This window comes from Thermostichus sp. MS-CIW-38 (assembly GCF_054058415.1).
In genome coordinates this window covers 20223-45976 of the sequence record NZ_JBSSAH010000003.1, presented here as the reverse complement: position 1 = coordinate 45976, position 25754 = coordinate 20223, and the positions used below count along the sequence as shown (strand labels likewise).

22 protein-coding genes and 1 pseudogene are annotated in these 25754 nt (G+C 59.3%); 4 read left to right on the top strand and 19 right to left on the bottom strand.

What is annotated here, in order from left to right:
* The first annotated feature begins 211 nt into the window (after positions 1 to 211).
* Positions 212 to 1333, top strand: coding sequence for a methyl-accepting chemotaxis protein (locus tag ACVWXZ_RS01830; RefSeq protein ID WP_457482073.1), 1122 nt, complete (start codon positions 212 to 214; stop codon positions 1331 to 1333).
* Positions 1334 to 1393: 60 nt separating this feature from the next.
* Here the strand turns inward: ACVWXZ_RS01830 and ACVWXZ_RS01825 are convergent, their stop codons facing one another.
* Entirely contained in the window at positions 1394 to 1795 is a 402-nt protein-coding gene (locus ACVWXZ_RS01825; RefSeq protein ID WP_414406723.1) for a DUF4359 domain-containing protein, read from the bottom strand.
* A 322-nt stretch (positions 1796 to 2117) separates the two neighbouring features.
* On the opposite strand from ACVWXZ_RS01825, the gene prfB reads away from it, so the two are divergent.
* Positions 2118 to 3246, top strand: a protein-coding gene (gene prfB, locus ACVWXZ_RS01820; RefSeq protein WP_457482072.1) for a peptide chain release factor 2 whose coding sequence is annotated in 2 segments (ribosomal slippage) — positions 2118 to 2189 and positions 2191 to 3246 — 1128 coding nt in all. Because the reading frame shifts where the segments join, the coding sequence is not laid out codon by codon here.
* On the opposite strand, the gene ACVWXZ_RS01815 is transcribed toward prfB, so the two are convergent.
* From ACVWXZ_RS01815 to ACVWXZ_RS01800, 4 genes are all read right to left on the bottom strand, one after another.
* Positions 3243 to 4361, bottom strand: a complete 1119-nt coding sequence (locus tag ACVWXZ_RS01815) for an o-succinylbenzoate synthase (RefSeq protein ID WP_457482071.1) — start codon at positions 4359 to 4361, stop codon at positions 3243 to 3245. The genes prfB and ACVWXZ_RS01815 overlap by 4 nt on opposite strands.
* A gap of 310 nt (positions 4362 to 4671) precedes the next feature.
* Positions 4672 to 5961: a M16 family metallopeptidase gene (locus ACVWXZ_RS01810; protein WP_414418682.1), complete on the bottom strand. Its 1290-nt coding sequence runs from the start codon at positions 5959 to 5961 to the stop codon at positions 4672 to 4674.
* Positions 5962 to 6021: 60 nt separating this feature from the next.
* Entirely contained in the window at positions 6022 to 7326 is a 1305-nt protein-coding gene (locus tag ACVWXZ_RS01805; RefSeq protein WP_457482070.1) for a M16 family metallopeptidase, read from the bottom strand.
* Positions 7327 to 7496: 170 nt separating this feature from the next.
* Entirely contained in the window at positions 7497 to 8711 is a 1215-nt protein-coding gene (locus tag ACVWXZ_RS01800; protein WP_457482069.1) for a site-2 protease family protein, read from the bottom strand.
* Positions 8712 to 9033: 322 nt separating this feature from the next.
* On the opposite strand from ACVWXZ_RS01800, the gene nrdJ reads away from it, so the two are divergent.
* Positions 9034 to 12507 (top strand): ribonucleoside-triphosphate reductase, adenosylcobalamin-dependent, encoded by a 3474-nt coding sequence (gene nrdJ, locus ACVWXZ_RS01795; protein WP_457482068.1) that lies wholly within the window; start codon positions 9034 to 9036, stop codon positions 12505 to 12507.
* 133 nt (positions 12508 to 12640) lie between these two features.
* Positions 12641 to 13642, top strand: a complete 1002-nt coding sequence (gene pheS / locus ACVWXZ_RS01790) for a phenylalanine--tRNA ligase subunit alpha (RefSeq protein ID WP_457402369.1) — start codon at positions 12641 to 12643, stop codon at positions 13640 to 13642.
* A 67-nt stretch (positions 13643 to 13709) separates the two neighbouring features.
* Here the strand turns inward: pheS and ACVWXZ_RS01785 are convergent, their stop codons facing one another.
* The 14 genes and pseudogenes from ACVWXZ_RS01785 to ACVWXZ_RS01720 all read right to left on the bottom strand — a co-directional run bounded on the left by ACVWXZ_RS01785 (position 13710) and on the right by ACVWXZ_RS01720 (position 25686).
* A complete protein-coding gene (locus ACVWXZ_RS01785) occupies positions 13710 to 14006 on the bottom strand; it encodes a PipX family protein (RefSeq protein WP_011432377.1) in 297 nt (98 codons plus the stop codon).
* Positions 14007 to 14197: 191 nt separating this feature from the next.
* Positions 14198 to 14773, bottom strand: coding sequence for a TIGR04376 family protein (locus tag ACVWXZ_RS01780; protein WP_457482067.1), 576 nt, complete (start codon positions 14771 to 14773; stop codon positions 14198 to 14200).
* A 202-nt stretch (positions 14774 to 14975) separates the two neighbouring features.
* Positions 14976 to 15731 (bottom strand): ABC transporter ATP-binding protein, encoded by a 756-nt coding sequence (locus ACVWXZ_RS01775; protein ID WP_011432379.1) that lies wholly within the window; start codon positions 15729 to 15731, stop codon positions 14976 to 14978.
* Positions 15732 to 15785: 54 nt separating this feature from the next.
* Positions 15786 to 17561, bottom strand: coding sequence for an MBL fold metallo-hydrolase (locus ACVWXZ_RS01770; protein WP_457444310.1), 1776 nt, complete (start codon positions 17559 to 17561; stop codon positions 15786 to 15788).
* A 256-nt stretch (positions 17562 to 17817) separates the two neighbouring features.
* Complete coding sequence (locus ACVWXZ_RS01765; RefSeq protein WP_457482066.1) at positions 17818 to 19308, bottom strand: cellulose synthase; 1491 nt, start codon at positions 19306 to 19308, stop codon at positions 17818 to 17820.
* A gap of 235 nt (positions 19309 to 19543) precedes the next feature.
* Positions 19544 to 19727: pseudogene (locus ACVWXZ_RS01760) on the bottom strand (hypothetical protein); the annotation flags it as partial.
* A gap of 86 nt (positions 19728 to 19813) precedes the next feature.
* Positions 19814 to 20083 (bottom strand): 50S ribosomal protein L27, encoded by a 270-nt coding sequence (gene rpmA / locus ACVWXZ_RS01755; protein WP_011432382.1) that lies wholly within the window; start codon positions 20081 to 20083, stop codon positions 19814 to 19816.
* A gap of 76 nt (positions 20084 to 20159) precedes the next feature.
* The gene (gene rplU / locus ACVWXZ_RS01750) at positions 20160 to 20585 is read right to left on the bottom strand and encodes a 50S ribosomal protein L21 (protein ID WP_011432383.1); all 426 of its coding nucleotides are present in this window, start codon (positions 20583 to 20585) and stop codon (positions 20160 to 20162) included.
* Positions 20586 to 20870: 285 nt separating this feature from the next.
* A complete protein-coding gene (locus ACVWXZ_RS01745) occupies positions 20871 to 21620 on the bottom strand; it encodes a PRC-barrel domain-containing protein (protein WP_457384160.1) in 750 nt (249 codons plus the stop codon).
* Positions 21621 to 21665: 45 nt separating this feature from the next.
* Entirely contained in the window at positions 21666 to 21947 is a 282-nt protein-coding gene (locus tag ACVWXZ_RS01740; RefSeq protein ID WP_011432385.1) for a chaperone modulator CbpM, read from the bottom strand.
* Positions 21944 to 22879, bottom strand: coding sequence for a DnaJ C-terminal domain-containing protein (locus ACVWXZ_RS01735; RefSeq protein WP_457444316.1), 936 nt, complete (start codon positions 22877 to 22879; stop codon positions 21944 to 21946). The genes ACVWXZ_RS01740 and ACVWXZ_RS01735 overlap by 4 nt, the downstream gene beginning before the upstream one ends.
* A gap of 153 nt (positions 22880 to 23032) precedes the next feature.
* Positions 23033 to 23794, bottom strand: coding sequence for a ChaB family protein (locus tag ACVWXZ_RS01730; RefSeq protein WP_457411046.1), 762 nt, complete (start codon positions 23792 to 23794; stop codon positions 23033 to 23035).
* A gap of 258 nt (positions 23795 to 24052) precedes the next feature.
* Entirely contained in the window at positions 24053 to 24907 is an 855-nt protein-coding gene (locus ACVWXZ_RS01725) for a M28 family peptidase (RefSeq protein ID WP_457402379.1), read from the bottom strand.
* Complete coding sequence (locus tag ACVWXZ_RS01720; protein WP_414399981.1) at positions 24904 to 25686, bottom strand: HAD family hydrolase; 783 nt, start codon at positions 25684 to 25686, stop codon at positions 24904 to 24906. Before ACVWXZ_RS01720 ends, ACVWXZ_RS01725 begins: the two co-directional genes overlap by 4 nt.
* Positions 25687 to 25754 lie beyond the last annotated feature (68 nt).

Genomic DNA, 25754 nt, shown 5'->3' with positions numbered 1-25754 from the left:
GCAAACCGCAAAGAAGGGATCCCAGGCCATCCTTCCCGTACAATCCCGCAGAATCTTATGGGCAAAAGGTGGGATCCCAGGGCAAACTGAAGGTGGTCGATTTTCTGCAGGAATCACCCCATCAAAGGCCGATTTAGGGCCGACTTTTTGTGTTGCTCTACACATTAGCATCCAACCCATCTGTACCCAACGTGTGCCGAGGATCCCTGTGATGGCTCCCCTGACAAATCCACCCACTCCCACCCTATCGATCAACACCAAGCTGCGCGATTTGGCCTTGGTGGAGTTTCAGGTGAGCGAGTCCACCCCTTGTGAGAACGTGGTGCGCCGCCTAGAAGATGACAGCAGCCTTTCAGGAGTCATCGTGCTGGACGAGCGGTCACAGGTGCGGGGAATGTTGACCCGCCGCGCCATTCTGGAGTGGATGCTCAGCAAGCCCTACGGCCTGGATGTGTTTTTGAAGCGGCCCATCAGCTCCATGGTAGAGTTCCATAGCCGGGATTTTCTCTTGCTCCCCGGCGACTGCGATGTCATCCAAGCAGCCGACCGAGCTTTCCAACGGCCCGAAGAGACCATCTATGACCCCGTGGTGGTTCAACTGGGATCCCAGGACTACCGCCTTCTCGATGTGCCGGTGTTGTTGGTGGCCCAGGCCCAGGTGCATCTGGCCACCCAGCGCAAGCTACAGGAGCAGCAGGAAGAGATGAAAAGGATCTTGGCAGAGCTGGAGCAGGAAAAAAACCGCAGCCTCCAGTATGCCCGGGATCTGGAGCGACAAAAAGCCGAGATCCTCAGCCAAAACCTGGCCCTAGATATGGAACGTCGCCGGGCCCAACAGCGCTCTGAGGAGTTGGCTTGCCTTAACGCCCGCATCATCGAGATTAGCTCGATCCTCTCGGAGAAGGGCAAATCCACCTTTGCCGCCACCTTTGCTGGGGTAGAAGCGGTGCGCACCCTCTTCCAGGAAATTGCCGACAACAACCAGGAGCTATCCCGCGAACTCAAGGAGATCAACACCATCGTGGATTTGATCGTAGAGGTGGCAGGATACATTCGCCTGCTCTCTTTCAATGCGGCTGTAGAGGCCAACCGCAGCGGTGGTGCCGGTGGCTTTGGAGCCATTGCCCAGGAGATCCGCAAATTGGCCGGGCGAACCACTGAGGCCAGCAACCGTATTCGCAGCTTGGCAGAGCGTATCCAGCGCCAGAGCCAATCCACACTGCAATCGGCCCAGAGCAGCGCTGAGGTGGTGCAATCCCTTTACCAGCAGGCCCAGTCGGCCCAGTTGGCCCTGGAAGAGCTGCAAACCCTGTTGGAACAGGCCCAGATCTAGCCTCCCTTTTGGGTTTGAGATTCTTTTGGATCTGTCTGATCCCTAAGGTTGCCATGGTGGCTAGGGGTCAACTTTCCCCTCTCGAATCTCATAAGTATAAAATTGCCCAGCCACGGCAAGGGTTTCAAAGTGGTAGGTGGGCAAGGAGATCCCCAGTGGGCCAAAGTTGAGCAACGACAAATCGGTGGTGTAGAGGCTGAAAAGGATAAAATTCTGCCGGCGGGTTTGGCGCATGAACAGAGCTTCTAGTTCGGGCTGGAGCTCTCGGACAAGGGCATGACATTCCTCAATCAAAGTGACCAAGAAAGACGGGATCTGAGCGCAGTATTCTCGCGTAGCGTAGGCGGCCAGTTGTTGCCCTGCATGGGTTCTGTACTCTTCTAAGGTGGGATTGGTGATGGCTAAAGCAGCCACTCCTCCCGCCAAAACCAGCCCGGAAAGCAAGGAAAAGACCTTTAGCATCGCAGCCTCCGAAACCAGATTTTCCATTCTGCTACAGGCTTGAGCCACCTCAACAGGGATCTTCCGGCAGAAGCCAAAGGGTTCTGTCCCGCTGACGCAATCGACCAAAGCCGACCCGTCGATCCCGTAGCCCTTTCGCCAGCCGCCTGCGCGGGATCAACAGCCAAACGCTCTACCCCGAAAGGACTCCTAGGAACCCGGTTCACCGGCGCTGCACGGCAACAGTGTTCCGGCAAGCCCGCAGAAGGGCTATATCCCTTGATTGAGTTGCCGGCCCACAGGTTAGGATGGGATCCGACGCGCAAACAGCTTGCTGCTCTCTATGGAACTTGCCGATCTAAGACGCACCCTAGAATCGCTCACCTTGCGCCTGAGCAACGCTCAGGACTATCTTTGACCTGCCCCACTTGGAGCAACAGATTGCCATCCTAGAGCAAGAAGCCTCGCAGCCGCAGTTTTGGAATGATGTAGAGGCAGCCCGCCGCCACCTGCAAAAGCTCAACAGCCTCAAGGCCTCCTGGGATCAGGTGCACCGCTGGAAGGATCGCCTAGAAGATGCCGCCAGCGCCCTCGAGCTGCTCCAAGAAGAGCCCGATCCAGAACTCCTAGCCGAGACAGCGGGATCCCTGGCAGTGGTGGAGCGGGAGTTGGGCCAGTGGGAGCTACAGCAACTGCTCTCCGGCCCCTACGACAAAAACGGTGCCATCCTCACCATCACCGCCGGCGCAGGGGGAACCGACGCCCAGGACTGGGCGGAAATGCTCCTGAAAATGTACACCCGCTGGGCCGAAAACCAGGGCTACAAGGTCAGCCTCTCGGAATACTCCGAAGGTGCCGAAGCCGGCATCAAGTCCGCCACCCTGCTGATCGAAGGCCCCTACGCCTATGGTTATCTCTCTGCCGAGAAGGGTAACCACCGGATGGAGCGCATCAGCCCCTTCAACGCCAACGGCAAACGGCAAACCAGCTTCGCCGGCGTAGAGGTGATGCCGATCCTGGAAGAGGAAAGCGAGTATGAGCTGAAGATGGAAGATCTGGAGTTCGAGACCTCCCGCTCGGGTGGAGCAGGTGGCCAAAACGTGAACAAAGTGGAAACAGCAGTGCGGGTGATCCACAAGCCCACCGGCATTGCTGTGCGCTGTACCGAAGAGCGCTCCCAACTGCAAAACAAAGAGCGGGCCATCCAGATCTTGAAGGCCAAGCTGATCGAGATGGAAGAAGAAAAACGCAGACAAAAGCTGGCCGAGATTCGCGGCGAGATGGTGACTCAGGGCTTTGGGGGGCGTATTCGCACCTACACCTTCGATCCTTACAAGTTGATCAAGGATCACCGCACCAACGCCGAAACCTACAATGTCGAGGCCTTTATGAACGGTGAGCCGAGCGAGCTGATGCACTTTATTCAAGCCTACTTGCGGCAGGAAAATGCCAAGCAAGCCGCTGCCGTTTAGAGTCGGCTCCAGCGCTCCCACACTGCCTGCATCAGAGCAAGCCGCTCCTCCGGTGAGGCCATTTGGAGCTGAACGGGATCCCCTTCCTGGAAAAACTCCCCTACCCCCCATCCCACGGCCCGGGGAGAGGCGGTTTTGGCTTGCAGGGATCCCGCCCAAGCCAACCCGTGCCAGGCGCCGATGGGAGTCTCCAGCGCCGAAGAAAAGACCAGATCCAGGCCGGGATGGCGGCTGAGATACTCTCGCAGCGCGATGCAGGAGCCCACCAGAGACGGCTTCACCACCAGGATCCCTTTCCATCCTGACCGATGGATCGCTTGCAACTGCTCCAGGCAGGCCACCGATTCATCCAAAGCAACGGGGGTTTGGTACTGGCGGCTGAGCTCCACCAAATGGGCGTGCTGATCCGGCGGCAGAGGCTGCTCCAAAAACTCAATCTTGACCGGCGAGGCCTGGTTGAGCCGATCACAAACCATCAGCCACCGGTGGGCCTCCGCAAGCGTTAACCCCCCATTGGCATCCAAACGCAGATGGGATCCTGGTGGCAACCGCTCCAGCCATTGCTCCAGCTTCTTCAACTCCTGCTGCATGGGATCCCTCCCCACCTTGAGCTTGTACACCGACCGCGTGAATGGGACGGAGTCCTTGTAGGAGTCCTTGTAAGATTCCGGCGGCAGGGTCTCCCCCAAAAGTTCACAGAAAGAGAGTAGAGAGAGATCCTTGTTCAACCAATCGGGATCCCGACAGGCCAGCCAAGCGCATTCAAACCCAAACCGGCAGGTTGGCAGTGCTTCTGGGATCCCCAAAATATGCGCCTCCGACAAAAGAGGGGGCAACTGCCGACAAAACTCCAGAGCCTGCTCCAGGGTTTCGCTGCCAAACCAAGGGATGGGAGCAATTTCCCCATATCCTTGACAGCCTGTCTCCCGATCCGTAAGCCGGATCAGGATCCCTTCCCGGATAGACCACAGGCCGTGGTGGGTGCGCAGGGGCTGCCGAAAGGGACGCCGATAGGAGCAAAACGCAAAGGAAAACCGCTTTTCCAGCCGCCCAAGCGGCACGGATCCCTCTTTTTGGGTATCCCCTGCAGATGATCTGCTGTGCCTACCAGCCACAAAAAGCTCAAGCAAGATAAAGAAAGGAAAAACGCCAGTTTTCTCAGAGGGCTGCTATTCAGAAACGATCCCCATCGTTTTCTTGGACATCTCGAGATTGACCCACAATCGTGACCTCAATCCAGAGTTATGGTTACTTCAGGCCAGGGTGAGACACATGGGCTCCTAAAAAAAGCTTTCCGGCACTGCGCATTCAACATTTTCAACATTTTTTATTTAGGTGTTTTATTGAGGTGTGGGCGCAATGTCCCCGTTTGAATCGAAATGGCCATGTTTGCCAGATCTTAGTTTTCCTCATGGTTTGCTCAGCTTAAAACACCAGCTCAACCTCTGCCAAGGCGGCTTCCGGCCCCACCAGAGCAATGGCCGGGGGGGTCAGGTAGGTCTTTGCGGCTTGATGGAGCTGCTCTGGGGTGAGCTGCCTGACCCCCTGCAAATACTGCCGGTCAAACTCCATGCCCAAGCCCAAAATCTCGTACCAGCCCGCCAGTTGAGCCACCTGGGCATTGGTTTGTTTGCTGAGGGCATACTGGCCCAGAAGTTTGCGCTGCGCCATTTCCACCTCTGCCAGGTCGAGCGGATTGGCCTGCAGACGGTGGATTTCTGCTTGTAGGCGTTCCAGAGCCACCTGGGTGTTCTCTGCTGCAGTGCCCATGTAAACCCCAAAAGGGGCGGGATCCCGGCGGGTGGCAAAAAAAGCCGAGACCTCATAGGCCAGGCCACAGCGCTCCCGCAGTTCCACAAACAGACGGCTGGATAGACCGCTCCCCAAGTAGGTGGCCAGCAACTTCAGGGCCGGATAATCCGCAGAAGCAGCAGGGGATCCGCGAAACCCAATCAAGATTGTTGTCTGCTGAGTGGGCTGGGGCAACCTCAGCAGTTGGGGATCCCTCAGAGGGGGCAGGGGAACATCCCGATCCTCTGGAGAGGGGCCGGGAACAACCCAGTCCCCCAAAGCCGCTTCCACCTGGGCAGCCATTTGCTCCGGCGGCTCTGGGCCGATCACCACCATCACCATTCCATTGGGACGACAGTAGGCCGCGTGATAGGCTACCAAATCCTCGCGGGTCAGGGATCCCACCGTTTCCAGCCGTCCCAACCCCGGCAGAGCGTAGGGATGATCCCCATAGAGGGCTTGTTGCACCTGCTCGAAAGCCAAGCTGAAGGGCCGTTCCTGTTGGGCGCGGATGGCCTGCAGCATCAACGCCTGCTCTCGCGCCACCTCCTCTTCAGGAAAACTGGGATCCCGCAGCGTCTCCGCAAGCAAATCCAGCAACTCCGGGAAATCGGCAGCCACACAGCGCAGGCTCACCTCGAAATAGTCGGCAGAACTGTCCACCGATAGCGAGGCTCCCAGCGATTCCACCGCAGCAGCAATGGCCTGGGAGTTGCGCCGATGCGTGCCTTTGGTGAGGACAGCCGCCATCAAGTGGCTCACCCCCGCCTGTTGCGGCCGCTCTGCCCGGCTACCACCGCGGAAAAAACAGTGGGCAGCCAAGATCTCCACCGTTGGGTTCTGGCCCAGCAACAGCGTGATGCCATTGGCCAAAAGGACGCGCTGTAAACGGCCACGTTGGGTGGCAAGCAGAGCAGAGTTCATGCAGGCAAGGGATCCCGTCCAAAATCCGAAAATCAAGAGTCCGGAGCGCCAAGGCGGCGCTTAACGGCAAGCCAGTTGCAGCTCCGAAGCCGCCGCTGTACCCAGGGCAGTCGGCTTGAGAACGGTGACCACATAGGCCTCCAAAGACAAGTACTGCTGGGCCAATTCCCGGATCTGAGCCGGGGTAAAAGATTGCAACAGCTCCAGGTACTCTTGAATGCGCTGCACCCCGCCCAGCGTCTCGTAGTAGCCATAGATGCCCGCCAATTGACTGGGAGACTCGGCGGAGAACAGGAACTCATGGGTGAGCATACGCCGGGTGCGATCCAACTCCGCTTGACCAATGCCATCCTGCTGCAGCTTTTCGATCTCGTGCAGAATCGTCGCCTCCACCCGCGCCACATCCTCCGGCTCCAGTTGAGCCCCAATACAAAACAGTCCCCCCTCCTTCAACACCAGCGAAGAACAGCCAATGGCCCTCACCCAGCCCCGCTGTTCCCGCAGCAGATGCACCAGCCGCGAAGTACGGCCATCTCCCAGCAGAGAAGCCAACATCTCCAGGCCACAGGCTTGTTGCCAATCGTCAATGCCAACGGTAGGCCAGGCCAATTTCAGACGGGCTTGCTCCAAGCGGGCATGGTCGCTCTCCCGGCGCAGGATCCCTTGGGGACGAGGCTGGGGCGGGATGGGGGGGCTGGCCGGTGCTGGCCCAGCAGCAGAGCTGCCAAACTGCTCCTCCACCAAGGCCAACGCCCGCTCGGGATCGATGCCACCCGTCACCACCACCGTCATGGATTCAGGCCGATACCAAGCGCGGTGGTAAGCGCGCATCACCTCAGGGGTCAGTTGCATCAAGCTTTCCGGTGTGCCCAACACCGGTCGTCCATAGGGATGCTCCCCATAGGCGGTCTCCATCAAGAGCTGATAGGCCGTGTAATCAGGGTTGTCGGCGGCGCGGCGAATTTCCTCCAGAACCACCTGCCGCTCCCGCTCAAACTCTGGATCCGGGATCCCGGCCCGCAAAACCACCTCTGCCAAGTAGGGCAAGGTATCCGCTAGGTCAGCAGCAGCCACCGTAATGTAGTAATGGGTGTAGTCTTGGCCGGTGGCAGCATTGGTAACTCCGCCCCGTCCTTCCACGGCCCAATCCAGCTCACCAGGAGCCAGCCGCTCGCTACCCTTAAACACCATGTGTTCCAAAAAATGGGATAGGCCCAGCCACTCCGGCGGCTCATGGCGTCCACCTGTCCGTACCCAGACATCAACGGTTACAGAATCGGCAATGGGGATGGGATGAACGATAACGCCTAGCCCGTTGCTCAGTCGGTGGGTGTAGGCGGGCAAGAGACGAGGAAAGCGGTTCAAAATTCTTAACTGATGGAGAACAGTCTTAATTGTAGATGGAGAAGGGCTCCGGGAAATAGTATCTGAGACTACTTTTCTCGGCCTTCTCTCCCCACCTTGCAGATCCCAACCCCTTTTGTGGTAGAGGGAGAACCTAGGTACCTTGGGCTGCTCCCTGTCCAGACATCCCCCTAAGGCTCATTGCGCAGATCCGGGGATCCCTGCCAAGCCAGACTGGGGGATCCCTCTCCGGCCAGATTGTCCTCCACCTGAAATCCAGGGGGCCATTCTTCGCTATCGCGCACCCGCTGCACCACCTCTTGGGGCAGCACGACCCCCAACTGCCGGGCAGCCATGGCCACCACATCCCCCCGGTCGATCAAGCCAGCAATGGCGCCGGTGGGCGTGAAAACCAAAATGCGGCGCGGTTCCGCCTGGCGCATCATCTGAATCACCTGGGGAATGGGGGTCTCTTCTCGTACCCCCTGCAGTTGCTCCATCGGCTTGAGAATAGCCTTGAGGGTGAGGCGATCCCACTGGCTGCGCTCGATGTCGTTGAGCAGTTCTGGCCTGACCAACCCGCGATAACGGCCATCTTCCTCGGCAAAATAAACCTCCGCTGGCTGAGTTGGAGCTTCCGGCCTGAGAGAAGAAGGCACCAGATAGCGATCCACAAACTCCCGCAGGCTCATGTTCGCGTCCAAAACCCGAAACTGGCGGGTCATCACATCTGCAGCTTTCAGGCGGGCCAGCACCTGCTGCAGTTGCGCGTACTGGCTGTAGCGGCGGGCGGTGTTCAAAATAAACAGGCCGATCAACCCCACCCAGAGGCCGTTGAGGCTCCCCCAAAATACCACCAGCAGACCTAGCCCCACCAAACCCCAGCCCACCCCCTGGCCGGCTCGGGCCGCCCACAGCATACCCTTTTGCCGATCCCCTGTCCAACCCCAGATGGCCGCCTTGAGCATTTGCCCCCCATCCAGAGGCAAGCCCGGCAGCAGGTTAAACAGGGCAATCGTCAGGTTGATGGCAGCCAAGCTGGCAAGGGTTGAGGCCAGCATCGACTCCGGCACAGCCCAAGCCCGGGCCACGCTGAAGAAAACAAACAGACCCAAGCTGAGGAGAGGGCCTGCCACCGCCACGCAAAAAGCCCCAAGGGGGCGGGGAACTTCCCGCTCAATCGCCGCCATACCCCCAAAAATAAACAGGGTTATCGAGTTAACCCGTACCCCATAGGCGCGGGCCACCAAGCTGTGGGCCAACTCATGGGCCAGCAGAGAAAGAAACAACCCCATCGCCGTCAACACCCCGTAGGAGAGCACCAGCAGGAGGGCCGCCGGGAACCAGGTGTAGTCGATGAAAAAGGGGATCCCCCACAAGCTACCGATGCGCAGGCGACTGGTCATGACGATACAACTCCTTACACAGCTCTCACTGGGGAGAAGGCCCAGGAAGGTGCCGTTGAAGACGACAAGCAGCCCCTTAACTTGGGATCCCTCTCCTCCACTGTAGCCCTTCTGCCGGGCCTTCCGTTCCCTTGCGGCTCCCCCAGCAGACAGCGGGCCTGCCCTATCCCTAGAGGCTCTTAAAGATCTTCTCAGAGCACAACACTACCTACAACACCGGATCCCTGAAGATTGTGATAACGTGGTTGGGCGTTGGGTCGGCGGGGTTGCCAACCGTCGCTCAAGAGTCGGAACTACCGAGCTTTGCAGAAGAGGTGTGGCTATGGTGTGGACTTCGTCCCGCTCAGGCGAACAGAGCAAAGAAGTACAGGGACTTGATCCCGCTGAAACGACGGGATCCCTGCCTCTGGGCGAGTTTCCGGCCACAGCCCCGGCGGCCAGCCCGGTGTTCTACCGCACCTACAGCCGTCGCCGCCCAGATGGCAGCCGCGAGACTTGGAGCGAGGTTTGCGATCGCACCTTGGCCGATATTGCCCGGTTGGGGCGCTTCACCCCTCAGGAGCGGCAGTTGGTAGAACGTCTGCAGCGGCAGTTGAAGGCGTTGATCTCCGGTCGAGCCTTGTGGGTGATGGGCACCGACTGGATCCAGAAGCCGGAAAACTTCTCCGGCGCCTACAACTGCACCAGTTTGGCGGTGGTGGACTGGCGGGCCTTTGGCCTGATGATGGATTTGGCCATGATGGGCTGCGGCACAGGAGCGGTGCTGGAACCCCAGTTCATCCGCCAGTTGCCCCCCATTGTCAACCGCCTGCGGGTTCACGTGAAGGGATCCATCGGCACCACCCCTCCCGAAGAGCGGCAGGAGCACACCCGCATCCAACGGCAGGGATCCCAGGTGCACATCCAGGTGGGGGACAGCCGCCGCGGCTGGGTGGAGTCCTACCAAGCGCTGCTGGAGCTGGCGTCGGATCCCAGCTTTGGGGGCCAGGTGGAAGTGACAGTGGACTTGAGCGATGTCCGCCCGGCTGGGGAGCGGCTGAAAGGGTTTGGGGGCGTAGCCAACCCCATTAAGCTGCCCGGCTTGTACGAGCGCTGTGCCGCCATCCTCAACAGGGCGGTAGGTCGGCAACTGAACTCGGTGGAGTGCTGTTTGCTCATCGACGAGGCGGCGGTGGTGGTGGTGGCGGGAAACATTCGTCGTAGCGCTGGCATTCGTCAGTTTGCTGCCGACGACCAGCTGGGATCCACCGCCAAAGACAACCTCTGGCAGCAGGACGAAAACGGCAACTGGAGAATTGATCCCGAGCGAGATGCCCTGCGCATGGCCAACCACACGCGGGTGTTTCACCGCAAGCCGACGCGGGAAGAATGTGTTGAGGCCGTGCGGAAGCAGTTTTACTCCGGTGAGGGCGCCATCCAGTGGGCCGGGGAAGCCGTAGCACGGGCCAACGCCGACCTGCTCAACACCCCAGAGCTCAAGCGGGAGTTCCTCGACGTCTATGCCTCGCAGGGGCCAGAGGGAGCCGGACGCTGGATAGAAGAGCGGCAGGCAGCTACCGACTCTCCGTTCCTCCAACCCCCGGCATGGCATAGGGTACAACGGTACGGGCTGAACCCCTGCGTTACGGCCGACACCTGGATCCATACCGGCGACGGCCCGCGCCAGGTGAAAGACCTTATCGGCAAGCAGCACAGCACCTATGTCAACGGCGAGCTATTCAGCACCACGCCAGCCGGGTTCTTCTACTCTGGCACCAAGCCCGTGCTCAAGCTGTTGACCGAGGAGGGGTTTTCTCTGCGGCTGACAGGCAACCATCGGGTTCTCAAGGTCATCGCCCAGACCCCAAAAGCACAGTACACCGAATGGGTGCCGGCAGAAGACCTGCGCCCGGGCGACCGCATCCTGCTGCACAACCATCGCCATCTAACCCCGTGGGATGGTGAGGGAACCTGGGAGGAAGGCTGGCTCCTGGGGAATTGGTTGGGCAACGGCAGCCTTGCGACGACCCAGTGGAACGACACAGCTGTATTGCGCCACTGGCAGGATACCCAAGACGAGATGAACCCATATGCGGTTCAGCGGTTGCAAACTGCGGTGGGGTGCGAACCTCGCCGGCCAGAGACCTGGTATCACCCTGAGCTGAAGTGTCGGGTTATCCATTCCACCGGCTTGGCAAGACTGGCGGCCAAGTTCGGCATAGCTCCAGGACAGAAAGAAATGACTGCGGCAGTCGAGGCCACCAGCTGCGATTTCCACCGCGGCTTCTTGTGCGGCCTGTTTGATGCCGATGGCAGCGTGCAGGGGCTTAGCGTGCGGCTCTCCCAAAGCAACCTGGACACCCTCAAAGCCGTGCAGCGCATGCTTGCCCGCCTGGGGATTGTCTCGGCCATCCGTCCCGCTGGATATCACCTGCTGCCCGCCAGCCAGCGCCAGCCAGCCGCGCAGCACGAGCTGGTTATCGCTCACGAGCTGGTTATCGCTCACGAGCTGGTTATCACTAAGGACAACCTGCACCAGTTTCAAGCAGTAGTGGGCTTCCGCGAACCCCGCAAAGCCCAGAAGCTAGGCGAACTGCTGGGCAGCTATCAGCCCCGGCTTAACCGAGAGCGGTTTGCCGTCACGGTTGCAGCGCTGGAGCCTGACGGGGTGGAACCGGTCTATGACTGCACCGTGCCCGGCCCCAGCTGCTTTGATGCAAACGGGCTAGTCGTCCACAACTGCGGCGAGATCATCGGATTCGACTTCCACTGCAATCTGGCCGAGATCCACCTCAACCGGCTGGATCCCCAGAACTGGCAGGAGCAGGAAGACGCCTTCACGGCGGGAGCCCTCACGGTGGCAGCTCTGCTCCACCACCACTTTGTGGAACCTCGCTTCCAGCGCTCGCGGGAATGGGATCCCATCGTCGGCGTCTCGTTCACAGGCCTGTTCGACTTTTGCGTCAAAGCCTTTGGGGTTGAATGGCTGCGCTGGTGGCAGGAAGGGAGACCCGATACCCCCATCGGGAAGGAATTCAAGCAGCAGGAGCGGGAATACCTCAGCCGCTGGAAGGAGATCGTCCACCGCGTGGTCTGGGACTACTGCGACCGCCACAGCCTGCGCCGCCCCAACCGCTGCACCACGGTTCAGCCCGCCGGCACCAAGTCGCTGCTCACCAACGCCTCTCCCGGCTGGCACCCGCCCAAAGCCCAACGCTACATCCGCCGCATCACCTTTGCCAAAAATGACCCGGTGGCGCTGGCCTGTCTGGACTATGGCTACTCGGTGGTACCTGCTCAGGCGGACAAAGATGAAAACGGGAACTTGCTCAACGACCCCTTTGATCCCCGCTGTACCGAATGGCTGGTGGAACTGCCTGTGGAAGTAGAATGGGCCAACCTGCCCGGTGCTGGCCAGATCGAGATCGAGCAATTCTCGGCCCTGGCCCAGTTTGACTTCTATATGCAGGTTCAGAAGTACTACACCACCCACAACACCTCCGCCACCATCGAGCTGCGGGAGGACGAGGTGGAAGCTCTGGGATCCCGTATCTACGAAGCCATCCGCGACGACGAGGGCTACATCAGCGCAGCGCTGCTGGCCCGCTTCGATGCCCCCTTCCCCCGCCTGCCTTTTGAGAAAATCGACAAGCCCACCTATGAGCGGCTGGTGGCCGAGGTCAAGCAGAGACGGCGGACAGATAACTTCTTCGCGGCCCTGGCCCGCTACGACCGCAACCTGACCCTGACAGCAGAGGGGCCGGCGGGGTGTGATGCTTTGGGGTGTCTGTTGCCAGATTCGGCGCCTCAGAGCTAGTTCCCCAAAAGGGTTCCCCCTGCTGCTGACCAACCCCATCGGATGCAAAGGCGCGACCGAGCTCCCTCCTGTGATACCTTTGTAGGGACTCCTCACAACCCCAGGGATCCCTTCTGCCCTTGGAATCGGCCCCATGCAAGACGAAAAAGACACGCTTTGCCAACAGCTTCTCACCCTGCAAAGCGAGGCCCTCGCCCAAGTGGAACAAGCTGCCGATCTGGATGCTTTGGAGCAGATCCGCATCGACTACCTGGGTAAGAAAGGCAAGCTCTCCAAAATCTTGGGGGGGATGGGGAAGCTGCCCCCAGAAGAACGGCCTGCCATTGGCGCTTTGGCCAACACCTTTAAAGAGGCCCTCCAATCCAGTCTGGAGCAGCGCAAACAGGCCCTTGGCGAAGCTCAACTGCTGGCCCGCCTAGAAGCAGAGCGCCTAGATGTCACCATGCCCGGGCCCCGTCGGCCTCTGGGGCGGATCCATCCGCTGCAGGCCACCATCGACCGCATGCTCGATATCTTTGTGGGAATGGGCTACACCGTGGTGCATGGGCCTGAGCTCGAGACGGAGTACTACAACTTCGAGGCCCTCAACACCCCTGCCGACCATCCGGCGCGGGATATGCAGGATACCCTCTACCTGGCCAATGGCTACCTGATGCGTACCCAAACCTCCTCGGTGCAGGTGCGCTACATGGAGCAACACCAGCCGCCGCTGCGCATTGTGCATGCCGGTCGGGTGATGCGCCGCGATACCGTGGATGCCACCCACTCCGCTGTGTTTCACCAGATGGAAATTTTGGCGGTGGGCGAGAACCTCACCTTTTCCGACCTGAAGGGCACCCTCAACACTTTCATCACCCGCCTATTGGGCAAGCGAGAAACCCGCTTTCGGCCCAGCTATTTTCCCTTTACCGAGCCTTCTGCTGAGATGGACGTGCGCTTTGGCTCGAAATGGCTGGAAATCTTCGGCTGCGGCATGGTGGATCCCAATGTATTTCAAGCGGTGGGCTACGACCCGGAGCGCTACACCGGATTTGCGGCAGGGATCGGCATTGAGCGGATGGCCATGCTCCTCCACGGCATTCAGGATATCCGCCTGTTTTATACCAGCGACCTGCGCTTTCTGTCTCAGTTTTAGGTGGCTATCTTATCTGAGGAACAAAACCCTCGTCCTGAGCCCTGCAAGACCTTCAGAAAACCCTCTTTCAGGAAAAGGTTTGCTTGTAGATCAACTGCAATTGTTCTAGCTCATCTTGGCGGGCAGCACGGCGCAGCAGGCGCATTTGCTCTTCGATGAGCTGGCGAGCCTCATTACGGCTAATCGGATCGAAGACCAACTCCTCCATGGCAGCAGGATCCCCGCTGTTATCCGGCGGCCTGAAGTAAACCCGAAAAAAGAGCCTTTGGGCGTAGAGAGTGGTGAAGAGAGCCTGATTTTCGTCGACCTGACACAGGCTGTAGAGCAGACCAAATGTGGGGTGATTCAGATACAACTCATTCATGCCCAATAGCGTATCACTCTTGGGGGAGAGGAGAGACTTTTCTTCCCGGTCGGTGCCAGAGAAAGTTCTGGAAATGATGTGGCTATGGCTCTTGAGACCAAGGGCTTAAATCACAAGTTCCGCCCAGCTCGATTTTGGCTGTTGCGACTGGATTCAACATTAGCAAACTAACAAGATTTTGGGTCAGGCTGTTACCGCCGCTGCTGTTCCCGCACCTTCCTCTTCGTGTCATTCAATTCGTTTTCCACCTCTAGCTGACGAAATTGCTCTTCCAATTCATCCCAAGCCTCGAAAGGTTTTCCCCAAGGGCTGAAATTCCGGTCCGGGTTGTCGATGCCTTTGGCTTGCGCGGCTCTTACCTCCTGCAGCTTAGCCTTCACTTCTTGGCGGCGCTGGCGAATCTGCGGCAGCAGGGCTTCCATTTGTTGGATTTTCTCCTTTTGGGCTTTCATTTGACCCCATAGCTGGCTGCCCCTCTCCAACAGCTCAGCCTCCCGGCGTCCCGCTCCTTCGGCCAGATCGGGACGATTGGCCCGCTGCGCCTTCTCAATGCGAAAGTGCCAGGTTTTAATCTCCTCGGCTAAGTTGAGAATGCTTTTTTGGAGAGCCTCCTCTTGGACGCGGCTTTCCTGCAACAGCTGCAGGGTATCCGATTCCTGCTGGCGCAACTGCTCATCGAGGGCTTGCAGCTCGATCTCGGGGTGGGCCCTGAGAAATTCCTCCAGGCGGGTTTCCAAAAATCGGATGATATCTTCGATCAGTTTCATGGACGGATCCTCTTCCCAAGCCCTCAGTTGCGTTTAGAGTAGCCCAAGCTGGGCCATCCTAGATAGGGTTATCCCATGCCCGTTTAAGACATTCCCTTCGACCTTCACCCAAAGTGAGGCCAGGGATCCATCCGGCACGCCAGTTCACCGCAACTGGGAACTCTCCTGAACCCAACTGCCCCCAGGCGGATCCCTGTCTTCCTCAATCCAGCAGACGGCCATCCCCAACCCGGATAATGCGCTGGGCGGCCTGGGCTACTTCAAGGTCATGGGTGACCACGACCAGGGTGATGCCCTGCCGGTGGAGCTCCGCAAAAAGGTTCAGCACTTCCTGGCCGGTATGGCTATCCAGAGCCCCAGTCGGCTCATCAGCCAGCAACAGTTGGGGTCGGTTGACAATGGCACGAGCAATCGCCACCCGCTGCTGCTGGCCGCCGGAGAGTTGGGCCGGACGCTGCTGCAGTTTGCTCCCCAAGCCCACTTGTTCTAGGGCTTGCTTGGCCCGCCGGCGTTGCTCCGGCTCCGGGATCCCAGCATAGGCCAAGGGCAGCATGACGTTCTCCAGCGCTGTCAGGACGGGCAGGAGATGGAACTGCTGGAAGACAAAGCCGATTTTTTGGTTGCGAATGTGGGCCAAATCGCGATCGGTCAGGGTGGAAACTTCCACCCCATCCAGCCAGTAGCGCCCTGAGCTGGGCCGATCCAAGCAGCCGATGAGGTTCATCAGGGTGGATTTGCCGGATCCAGAGGGCCCCATAATGGCGCAATACTCTCCCGGCTGGATCGCCAAGTCGATATCGTAGAGGGCCTGAAAACTGCCCTCCGGCAGTGGATAGACTTTGTTCACCCCAACCATCTGCACTACGGGCGGGCTGGCCGCAGCCAAGGCCTCGGCTGGGCGCTCCAGGGATCCGACCGGCCCACGGCGATGATTTGCCCAGGAATCTTGCTCAAGCATGGTTGGCACCGCGACTTGCCCCATTCTAGCCTTTGGGCTTCCCTGGCTTGACGGCTAACCGGAAGAGCGGATCTCCTGCGGCTGATGGTAGGGGCAGCTCCCCTGGGGATCCACCCTGAGGCGGTAGAGGGGAGAGCGTTCCTGATCGCAGCGAAAGGCTTGGGCTTGGGAAGTCAAGATCTGGCGGGCAAAGCGACAATTTTGGCACTTTTTGCCACCGTGATGACTGGATACAGAAGGCTGTTTTGGACGCGGCACGATCCCTGCTGGAGAAGGGGCAGCCTCTGCCGGGCGGATCAGCTCCCGTGGAGAAAGGCCGCGCAGCACCAGTTCGGATCCCTGCCAGCGGGCTTCCACCAGGCCGGTATCGGCCCAGGCCGGCCAACGGGGATCCTGGGTGATCTGGGGCGGCAGACGCACCTGTACCCCCGCCAAAGTCCGCGGCGAGCCCTGCTCCTGCCAAACTTCTTCCACCTCCCCCTCGTAGCGCACAGCGGGATCCGTGACCTCGGCAGGAGAATCCGGGAGCTTGACCGGGGTTTGCAGGCGGCCATCGGGCAACTCCAGCCAATGCCCAGGCTGAGGGCAGTGGACATGGTAGCGATTGCACAGCTCCGGCAGATCCGCCAGATCCTGAGCCTGCTTGGGGTCGGCGTGAACCAAGACCAAATGCTGGGGGCGAAAGGTGTGGATGATCTGGGTGAGATGCCCGACATCGTTGTGGCTGTGCCAGGTTATCCATTCAACGGCAATGCGGGAGCGCAGCGGCGCCGGCCAACGCTCAAATGGGGTGGCCAGCTCCACTTCCGGCAGCCGCACCAGCAGACAGGAGCGCTGCGGTTGGGCCAGCAATCTCGACCAGATGGGATCCCAAGCCTCAGGCCCGGCATCGGCGTCGCACAGCAGCAAGCCTTGGGGCAGAGGATCCGCTTCGGTAAGGGGCTGAACCCGCGGCTGCAGGCGGTCTTCCCAGAACAAGGGCTGGTAGGTGGCGAAATTGCGCACCGGCTCCGGCAGGTAGGTGAGCAAGCGCTCGTAGAGATTGCAGCCTGCCGCCAGCCCCGGCGCCACCCATATCTTGAGCTCTTGGGGGGCTTGGGTAAAGCGGTGGTGGGCTTTGAGGAGAAAGATCAGCTCCTGCCCCAACCCCAACACTGGCAGGGGAAACAGCACCGTTTGCCCCGCTTCCAAGGCGCTGAGCAACCGCTCCACCAGGCGATTTTCCAGGTGACGACGGGGTGGATGGCGGGTGGATCCCAGCGAAGCCTCGATGAGCAACACGTCCGGCTGCCAGTGGCGCAAAGCAATGAGATCCAAGCCGGGGGCAAAGCGAGTTGAGGCCAGGGAACAGTCGCCCGTGTACACGCAGGCTTGGGCCGGAGTGGTTTGGGTATTTTGCAGCAGGGTTGCCGCCGCTCCCAGCAGATGCCCAGCCGCAAAGAAAGTGAGCATCAGATGGGGCAAAATCTCTCGCGCCCGGCCCAAAGGCAGCGCCCGAAAGGGGGGAAAGCGAATGTCCCGGTCGTAGCCTGGCCAAACGCCACACTCCCACAGACCAGCGGCCAAATGAGCAGTCACCGGCGTGGCGTAGAGAGGTACCTGAGGGTAACGACGATGAAAAGCAGGTAGCCCTTGCACATGGTCAAAGTGAGCATGGCTGCAGATTACCGCATCCGGGATCCCTGGCAGAGCCTTAAAGAGGGCAGGAGCGGGCAACCCGCAATCGAGAAGCAAACGGTGGGATCCCATCTCCACCCAATAGGCACAGCCCTGTTGACGGGGATCCGTACCCAGGGGGAGCAGTCGAAGGGGGGGTCTCTCTGACTCCACAGGTGTGTCGTTCTGAACCTAGAAGACCGCGTTCAATCCTGCAAACAGGAGGGGCGACTTGGCCAGGGATCCCCCCTCTCCACCGGTACACCTCCCCGGAGAGTTGGAGACAACCTGTGCCGATCCACTTATCCTACACTTCTCACAGCATAGCGTTTGCCCACCATCTGCCGCGGCAGCCTGCCATTTCATCCATGCAGCAGCTGAATGGATGTGGAGATTTGGTTTTGCGATGAACTTGTCTTGGCTTGGCAGCCTATGGGTCGGCGCTCTCTTCTGTCGCCGCAGCGGCGCTGCTGCTGGGAAAAGCAAAGCCGGCAAAATCGTGATCGTCGGGGCGCACCGTCAGGATCATCAGGTTGTAGAAGGCCCAGACCAAGCCAAACAGCAGCTCAGGCCAAGAGGGATCCCAACTGCCGGCAGAACGCAGGGATCCCACCCCCATAGCCAGAAAAGTCAGCACAATAGCCAGAGCCTGAGGTCCTAAGGAGAGCTGGGAAGGCTGCTCGGGATAGGGGGGCACTCCCTGCAGACTTTGCACCAGCGCCTGGATGGACTGAAAAAACTGGCTGCCCGTCTGCCGTTCCGACTGCCAAGCTGCCCCCCACAAATGCGGGGGAAAGGCCAAGAGCCAACTGATGCGCCCTAGGAGAGCATAAGGCAAAAACCACGCGAAGAAGACCCGGTCAAAGGCCGGCACCGGCATCCACCCTGTGCAGAGAAAGACCATCGGCACCGCCAAGTAGACCAGCTCCGCCATCCCACCGGCAGCCCAGAGGGCCAGCCACAGGTATTGAAAGCGCTGCTGCTGCGTGGTCGGCTTGCCCCAAAAGGGGTTTTCCCTCAAGGCCGAAAACAAAGCCAGCAAAGCAACGCGGCGGTTGCGCAAGGGCAACAAAACACCCGTAACCTGGGTTTGGCGAACCAATTGAGACTGCCAGCCGCGGCAGTGCATCTGACACCCCAACTGCACAGGGCGGCGAATGTCGATCCGCGGGATCCCTTCCAAAGCCTTGCGCCGGATGAGACAGCCAGAACCCAACAGGGGTGCCGCCTGGTAGCCCTGGGATCCCACCGCCAAGAGCTGCTGCAGGGGGTGAACGGCTCTGGACTGGCCTAGGGTGCGCAGCATTGCCTGCACAAAGCCAGTTCGGTTGACAATTGGAGCCCGCTCCGGCGAGTCGTAAAAGTGGGGCAAGGTCTGCCACAGGAAGTCCCGCTCGAGAAAATGGCCCGGCTGTACTAGGAGCAGATACTCCCCTTGGATATGAGGGGATCCCATCGCGTAAGCCAGGGGGTCGGCTGTGGGGCTAGGGCAGGCCCAGTATTCGCAGGGAATGGCCCGCGCCGCCTTGGCCATCTCCTCATCTTCTACCCGATCCACAATGTGGACAAACAACCGCTCCCACGGGTAGTCGAGGTGCAGAGCCGAGAGCACCGTCTGCCGGGTTGCCTCCAGAGAATCCCACTGGCGCAGCACCAGTACATCCACCCGCGGCAATTGGAAAAACGACCGCCGCAGGACCTCTGGGGATGGGATCGTCTCTCTCGGCACTTGGGGATAGCGGCTGAGGGTAAAGCCCACCGCCGCCAGCCAAACATACAGCTCTGCCCCCCAAAACAAAAGGGATCCCAAATCCATCAACCCGGCTGTCAGTCGCCAGTAGAGGTACATCACCCCGGCAATGAGGTGAAGCAACCCTGCCCAGCGAAACAGATACACCCGCATCAGCTTTCTGCCTTCCACGCTTTTGCCATTTTCGCCCTTGAAGGGTCAGGGATCCCTAGCTCCTCTTCTCTTCCGGCTGGCCCCAATCCTCAAGAACGAAAAAAGTTCAGGAATCAGCAACAGCAAAACCCTGTCTGCTCTGGAGCAGACAGTTTTCAGCCCGGCAAGCAGCTTGGTCGACAGAAGCGAGAATCTTCTCTTGCGGAAGAAACTGATACATTTACGCTGAGCACTGCTGAACATCACTGTTCAACTATGCAGCGATAGCATTCTGTTTGTTTCCAACCAGAATGGCGGTATCCCGCAAAGCTTTGAGTAGAATACCCAAAGCGCAGTTTCCGTGTCGTCTTACTACCAATTTTCTGCTTTGCTTTGGCTACCATGTTGGCAGACTCGAAAGTAAACAGAAAGATCAACTGGTAGTAATCCGTACTGAACATATTATACATTATTTTCAGTATAGTTGAGCTTATTATTGACTAGAGTCATGCTCTCCCAGGCAGTTTCAAAGCTGGGCCTTTCCCTACTGGGCAGCCACCTCAGCTGGGTAGACACTCACCTTTTGCCGCCACTTGCCATAGCGCTCAAAGGTCACAATGCCGGTGACCACAGAATACAAGGTGTCGTCGCCGCCGATGCGCACGTTCACCCCTGGGTGAAACTTGGTGCCCCGCTGCCTGACCAGAATGTGGCCGGGATGCACCAGCTCGCCCCCATAGCGCTTCACCCCCAGCCGCTTGGCATTGGAATCTCGACCGTTGCGAGTGCTGCCCGTTCCCTTCTTATGAGCCATAACGCCTCCTATGCAACTGCGTGATCAACAGAAACGAGATAAAAAAATCGGGATTCAGGACACCTGAGTTCAGAGTTTATTCCTCATCCGCAGGGATCCCTGTCGCCGCTGCCGAAGGGGCTGCCTCTGGGTTAGACTCTGGAGCCGCTTCCGTACGGGATGGTGCCGTGGCTAGGGGCACCCCATTGAGTTCAATAGACTCGATCAGCAGACGGGTCAGCGGTTGCCGATGGCCCCTCTTTTTGCGGGTCTTTTTCTTTGGCCTCATCTTGTAAACGATGATTTTATCGCCGCGCCGATGCTGCAAAACCCGTGCCCTGACGACCGCCTCCGAAACGTAGGGATGCCCCAACGTGATTTGTCCCTCGTGGTTGATCAACAGCACACGAGACAAATCGAAGGGGCTGTTCTCCTCCACTTCCGCCAGGCGATCGACCTCGTAAAAACGCCCCGGCTCCACCCAAAGCTGCTTACCGCCGGTTTCCACAATTGCGTAAGTCATCTTTCTCCCTGCCGTACAGGTGCCCTGCGGGGGTCTTGAAACCTGATCCGAGCATTGACAGCGATCTTAGATCGTAGCCGAAAAAGCCGCCGTCCGTCAGCTGGGTTTGGTCGAGGACTGGCTTGCAACAGTTCCGGTCGAGCAGTGGGACGGACTCCCCAAGCACCTCATGCTGTTGCCCCCCAGCCCCTTTCCCAGAGGAAGAGGGGAGTTGGGAAGCAGTTGGGAAGCAAATGTGCAGCATCTGAGGCGACCGCAGGCCAGAGGTTGCAGAGTCATTCTTTGCTATTCGGTCAGCTTCTCCCAAGCAGCCTGAAGGGCAGCCTGCATGCGCTGAGCGGCGCGGCTGAGGCGATGTTGCCAGGTTTCCCACTTGTGTTGCAGAAACTCTGCCGCCTCGTCCAGTAGGGAGAGATCGAACTTGCCCCCTTTGGCCAGCTCGTCCCGCACCTGCTTCACCTTAACGCGCACCACCTCCGGCGGATCCTGTGGGCCAACCAACGCCTTGAGGCGATCCCCCATGCGCTGGATAAGCTGTTTCACCTGCCGAGATTTTTCGCTCCAAAAGTTCTTTAAGCCTTCCGCTTCCGATTTCAGCCGCTGCGGAGCATCCTCCTTAACCACCACCGCGTCCACATCAATGGCTTCCACATCCTCAGGTAGGAGAACGGCACGCCCCCCCCAAGGCTCGGCAATGCTGCCACCCAGAATATAAGCGGCAATGGATCCGGTCTCCCAGTCGAAGAGAAAATCCTCAATCCAGCCGACCTCTCGATTCCCAATGCGCACTGTGCGGCGGTAAAGAGAGCTGATGGGGGTTAGGGGGGTAGCAAAAACGGTAGAGTAGGTCAGCAGCGCGTCTGGCCCGATGAGAGAAATCTGCTCCAGGGGGGTGTACCCCTGCTGGCTGGTGAAGTAGCATACCCGCCCTGTTGGGTCAACCCAGATTTCTTCTACGGTACCCAATGCGGTAGCAGTGCTGCCATCGAGGGCCAGCAGGCCCACCACCTGGCTACGTCGGATGATCTGTTCCATAGGGTTCATCGAAGTTTATCTCCTTGATGGGTTAGCTGGGCAGCCTCAAAATCCGCGGTAGTGGCGCAGTTGCCCCCTGAGCCGGGCAATTTCCTGAGCCATGTCCAAGACCATCGCTGCCCCCGTCCAGTTGAGGCCTAAGTCTCGGTGTAGGCGGCTCATTTGCAACAACCGCCTGAGCTGTTGGGGGGTCAGGTAGCTGCTCTCGGCCTCCACTAAGCCTTGGGCCAGCAGCCATTCCAGCAGGTGGGGAGGGATCCCCAGCAGTTCCGTGGCCTGCTCGAAGGTATAGAGCCGTTCTTCTACCCGCACAATGGCCAAACTCATAGACTCACCTCCTGCAAGTGGGCGCGGGGATCCCAGCTACGGCTTTGGCGCAGCTTTTCGTAGAGATCCCGCTCGGTCTGGGAAAGGGATTTGGGCGCCACCACCTTCAGCCGCACCAGCAGGTCGCTCCGCTGGCCTTGGGGATCCCGCCAGCCTTGGCCCCGCAGCCGCAGGGTTTGGCCGCTGTCTACCCCGGCAGGGATCTTCAGTTGCACGCGACCCGTAGGGGTGGGAACTTCCGCCGTCCCTCCCAAAGCCGCCTCGTCAGGAGTAATGGGCAGCTCGCAGAGCAGGTTGTCTCCGTCAAAGCGGAAGAAGGGATGGGGGGGCAGCTCCAAAGTGAGGTAGAGATCCCCTCTTGGCCCGCCAAAGGGGCTGACCTGGCCTTTGCCCTTGACGCGGATGCGACTGCCCGGCTTAGCGCCGGGGGGAATGCGGATAGTTAGCGTTTCTCCATCTAGGTTCAGCCGTTTCTGGGTGCCGTGGAAAGCTTCTGCCCAGCTGAGACCCAGAGTGCCCTCCACATCCTGCCCCGGCAAATCCACCGAAACAAACGGCCCAAAGCCGCCGGCGAAGCCCTGGAACCCGCTGCGGCGGGATCCCATACGGCCCAACAGCTCGTTGATAAACTCCTCGAAGCTGGTGTACTGGGCGAAGCCCTCCATGCCAGGCATTCCAGCAGCAGAACCAGTACCCACCCGCTGCCAGTACTGCCCAAACTGGTCGTAGCGCCGCCGCTTTTCCGGATCTGAGAGCACCTCGTAGGCTTCGTTGATCTCCTTGAAGCGCTCCTCTGCCGCCTTATTCCCAGGGTTGACATCGGGGTGATACTGGCGGGCCAGCTTGCGATAGACGCGCTTGATTTCCTCGGCAGAGGCATCTCTGCTGACGCCCAGGATCTTGTAATAATCCTTGAAGTCACTCGCAGCCATAGGCTCACCCCTGCAAGGTTAGGTTAGAGTTTTTCGGGCTATTCTCAGGATATAAGGTTGCAGCTAAAAAATTGGAGCAGACCCAGAACACGTACAGGCAGAGCGGCGAGATGGCGCTTTACTGTGCTCTCGCTACTTCGGAAACTTTTTGGGCTAGGGCTTGCGTTTGGAGAAGATCCCTTTCTCATCTCGTGTGAAAATTTGCTTGACCTTTTCCCAAGCTTTGAGGAGTGCATGGGTGGAGTTATTGCTCTCTTGTTTGGCTTGGTTGTAGGCTTCCACAAAGGTTTGCTGCGCTTCTTCCGAGAGGTCAGCGCGGATTTCCGGCGAGATGCTCTCTGGGGTTAAGTCTCCCTCTGGCTCACCGGGCAAGTTCAAGTCGGCAATGGAAACTTCCTCTCCGCCAGCACTCTGCAGCAGCAAGTAAATTTCGCCCGACTTCTCTTCCGGTACTTGCACCACCAACAAGAACTCGCCCGCCTGTACCCGGGTTTGGTAGATGGCGGCTTTCTCCTGCGGCATACCCAAGGCAATCAGGGCGGATCCCAGGCCCGCTCCCAGTGCTCCGTACAAAGCGCCGCCCGTTGCCCCCAACAAAGCGGCTCCCAGAGGCCCAGCGGCCACCACTGCCCCCAAAAAGGGAATGAACAGCACCCCCACGCCAGTGAGCAGCCCCAGCAGGGATCCGAACAGGGATCCATAGATGGCCCCATTGGTCAGACCGTCCAGAACCACCTCTTTGCGGGTGATAAACCCGGTAATTTTGGCTTCGGTTTGAAAGTTGCGGCCAATAATGGAGATGCAATCGTTGGGAATGCCACGGTTCAAAAGCCGCTGGATACACTCTTGCAGCTTGACCTCTTCTTTGAAAGCGGCGGAAACACACTTTTTGGGAGCTTGGGCAAAAGCGCTCATACGCAATCTCCTGCTGAGTTTTACAGTGCCAAGGCAGGTTTTTTAACCTTTTCCCTGCTACTACTCTCGTCTTACTACTCTCATCCATTGTCTCCCCTCATCAACAAAGGATCCAGTCGAAGAATCGCGAACCCCCTGGAGAAATCTCCGTACTGAGGATGCCAACTCTACCCTTACCCCCAGCCTCCTTCCAGAGAGAGGGGAGTTAGGACTTAACGCACGCTACTTGTTGTTGAACGACTGTGGTGTTTGGAAGAGCTACAGCGAGCGGATCCCGGCCATCAAGCCCTGGCAGACCCCCGTCAGGAAATCTGGATCTAGGGTTTCCAAGGTATCGCTCAGCTTGTGGTAGTGGGGGTTGCGCAAGAAGGCGGTGTCGGTAACCATAACGGCGGCGTAGCCCGCATCCCAAAAGGGGGAGTGGTCGCTCAGGCGAGTGGCAGGTAGGATCAAGCCTCGCTGCCCGGCCAGCAGCCAGCAACAAGGGATCCCCGCTTTCTGAAAATCATGCTGCAGCTTGAGCAGATCCCCCCAGGTGGGCCAGTTGCCAATAAGGCCAATGTAATCTCCCCGGTTGGGGTAAAGCTTCTCAAGGCCGGCGGGATAGTCCTGGGATCCGGGGGCGGGATCCCGGTAGCCCAGCATTTCCAAAGACAGCATCAGCCGTAGGGATTGCCTCTGACGTTGAAGAAACTGGGCGTAAGCCCCACTGCCCACCATCCCCCGCTCCTCCAGGTCAAAAGCCACCAGCCACAGGGGGGAAGGGGCAGGGTTGGCGGCAAAATGGCGGGCCAATTCCAGCAACACCGCTATGCCGCTGGCGTTGTCGTCTGCTCCAGGGGTTGCCGGGGCAGCGTCAAAGTGGGCTCCGATGAGGATGGGTTGGCGGCCAGAACGGGATCCCGGCAATTTCAAGATCCAGTTGCGGTGCAGGCGGCCACCGGCCTCAAAGGGGAAGGACTCCAGGGATCCCCAGCCAGAGAGCTGCTCTTGGATGTAGCGCTCCACCTGCTGATGGCCCAAGGGCGACCAGTCGGGATCCCGCGGCTGGGCCACCTGGCGCAGATGGGCCTCTAGGCGCTGCTGCAGGTCTTGGAGATCTGACGCCATCATGAGCTTCCCACTCCAGACCGGGCAACTTGAGCATGGATCTGTCGGGCCAACTCCAGGGTGAAGTAGCGGTGGGATCCCACCGTTCCCGCCAACACCCGAAACGGATCCTCAGGCTCCCCCAGGTGATCCAGCACCAGAGCCGCCCCGGAAAAATCCTGATCCCGGGTATAGTCGTTTACCGTCACCACAGTGGGAATACCGGCCTGCTGGGCCGAGCGCAGCCCATTCTCCGAGTCTTCAAAGGCCAGGCAGGCCTGGGGGGGCAGCCCCATCTGTTCCAGGGTGTAGAAGTAGATGTCGGGGGCGGGCTTTTTGGCGGGGACAATATCGCCGGCAGCGATCACTTCAAACCAGCTTAGGCTCTCCGGCAGTGTGTGCTCCAAAAGGGCTGTTACATTTTCCGGCGTGGTGGTGGTGGCAATGGCCAAGCGGATCCCAGCAGCTCTGGCCTCCTGCAGGAGGCGCTTCACCCCTGGGCGGAGTGGGATCCCCCCTTGGGCCAATAGGGCAGTGTAGTGGCGGGTTTTGGCCTGGTGCAGCCGGGCAATGAGGGCATTTAAATCTTCACCAGGGGGTAGCGGCGGCTGGCAGGTTGCAACGAAATGGCGAATGCGCTCTTTGCCCCCCGTAATGGCCAGGAGTTGGCCGTAGAGCTCCACCGACCAGTGCCAGTCCAGCCCTGCCTCGGCAAAGGCAGCGTTAAAGGCCACGCGATGACCATCCCGCTCCGTGTCCGCCAGCGTGCCGTCCACATCGAAGATCAAAGCTTGGAGTGTCATGTGTACCCCCACCCGCCTACAAGCGACTCTATGCTACTGCATGGCTTGGGTGCCCCTAGCCAGGTTTC

What these genes read in the sequence shown, in the direction of transcription:
- ACVWXZ_RS01830 (WP_457482073.1), top strand. Translation starts at nt 212, where the DNA reads ATGGCTCCCCTGACAAATCCACCCACTCCCACCCTATCGATCAACACC.
- ACVWXZ_RS01825 (WP_414406723.1), bottom strand. Translation starts at nt 1,795, where the DNA reads ATGCTAAAGGTCTTTTCCTTGCTTTCCGGGCTGGTTTTGGCGGGAGGA.
- ACVWXZ_RS01810 (WP_414418682.1), bottom strand. Translation starts at nt 5,961, where the DNA reads ATGAACTCTGCTCTGCTTGCCACCCAACGTGGCCGTTTACAGCGCGTC.
- ACVWXZ_RS01800 (WP_457482069.1), bottom strand. Translation starts at nt 8,711, where the DNA reads ATGACCAGTCGCCTGCGCATCGGTAGCTTGTGGGGGATCCCCTTTTTC.
- nrdJ (WP_457482068.1), top strand. Translation starts at nt 9,034, where the DNA reads ATGGTGTGGACTTCGTCCCGCTCAGGCGAACAGAGCAAAGAAGTACAG.
- pheS (WP_457402369.1), top strand. Translation starts at nt 12,641, where the DNA reads ATGCAAGACGAAAAAGACACGCTTTGCCAACAGCTTCTCACCCTGCAA.
- ACVWXZ_RS01785 (WP_011432377.1), bottom strand. Translation starts at nt 14,006, where the DNA reads ATGAATGAGTTGTATCTGAATCACCCCACATTTGGTCTGCTCTACAGC.
- ACVWXZ_RS01780 (WP_457482067.1), bottom strand. Translation starts at nt 14,773, where the DNA reads ATGAAACTGATCGAAGATATCATCCGATTTTTGGAAACCCGCCTGGAG.
- ACVWXZ_RS01775 (WP_011432379.1), bottom strand. Translation starts at nt 15,731, where the DNA reads ATGCTTGAGCAAGATTCCTGGGCAAATCATCGCCGTGGGCCGGTCGGA.
- rpmA (WP_011432382.1), bottom strand. Translation starts at nt 20,083, where the DNA reads ATGGCTCATAAGAAGGGAACGGGCAGCACTCGCAACGGTCGAGATTCC.
- rplU (WP_011432383.1), bottom strand. Translation starts at nt 20,585, where the DNA reads ATGACTTACGCAATTGTGGAAACCGGCGGTAAGCAGCTTTGGGTGGAG.
- ACVWXZ_RS01745 (WP_457384160.1), bottom strand. Translation starts at nt 21,620, where the DNA reads ATGGAACAGATCATCCGACGTAGCCAGGTGGTGGGCCTGCTGGCCCTC.
- ACVWXZ_RS01740 (WP_011432385.1), bottom strand. Translation starts at nt 21,947, where the DNA reads ATGAGTTTGGCCATTGTGCGGGTAGAAGAACGGCTCTATACCTTCGAG.
- ACVWXZ_RS01735 (WP_457444316.1), bottom strand. Translation starts at nt 22,879, where the DNA reads ATGGCTGCGAGTGACTTCAAGGATTATTACAAGATCCTGGGCGTCAGC.
- ACVWXZ_RS01730 (WP_457411046.1), bottom strand. Translation starts at nt 23,794, where the DNA reads ATGAGCGCTTTTGCCCAAGCTCCCAAAAAGTGTGTTTCCGCCGCTTTC.
- ACVWXZ_RS01725 (WP_457402379.1), bottom strand. Translation starts at nt 24,907, where the DNA reads ATGATGGCGTCAGATCTCCAAGACCTGCAGCAGCGCCTAGAGGCCCAT.
- ACVWXZ_RS01720 (WP_414399981.1), bottom strand. Translation starts at nt 25,686, where the DNA reads ATGACACTCCAAGCTTTGATCTTCGATGTGGACGGCACGCTGGCGGAC.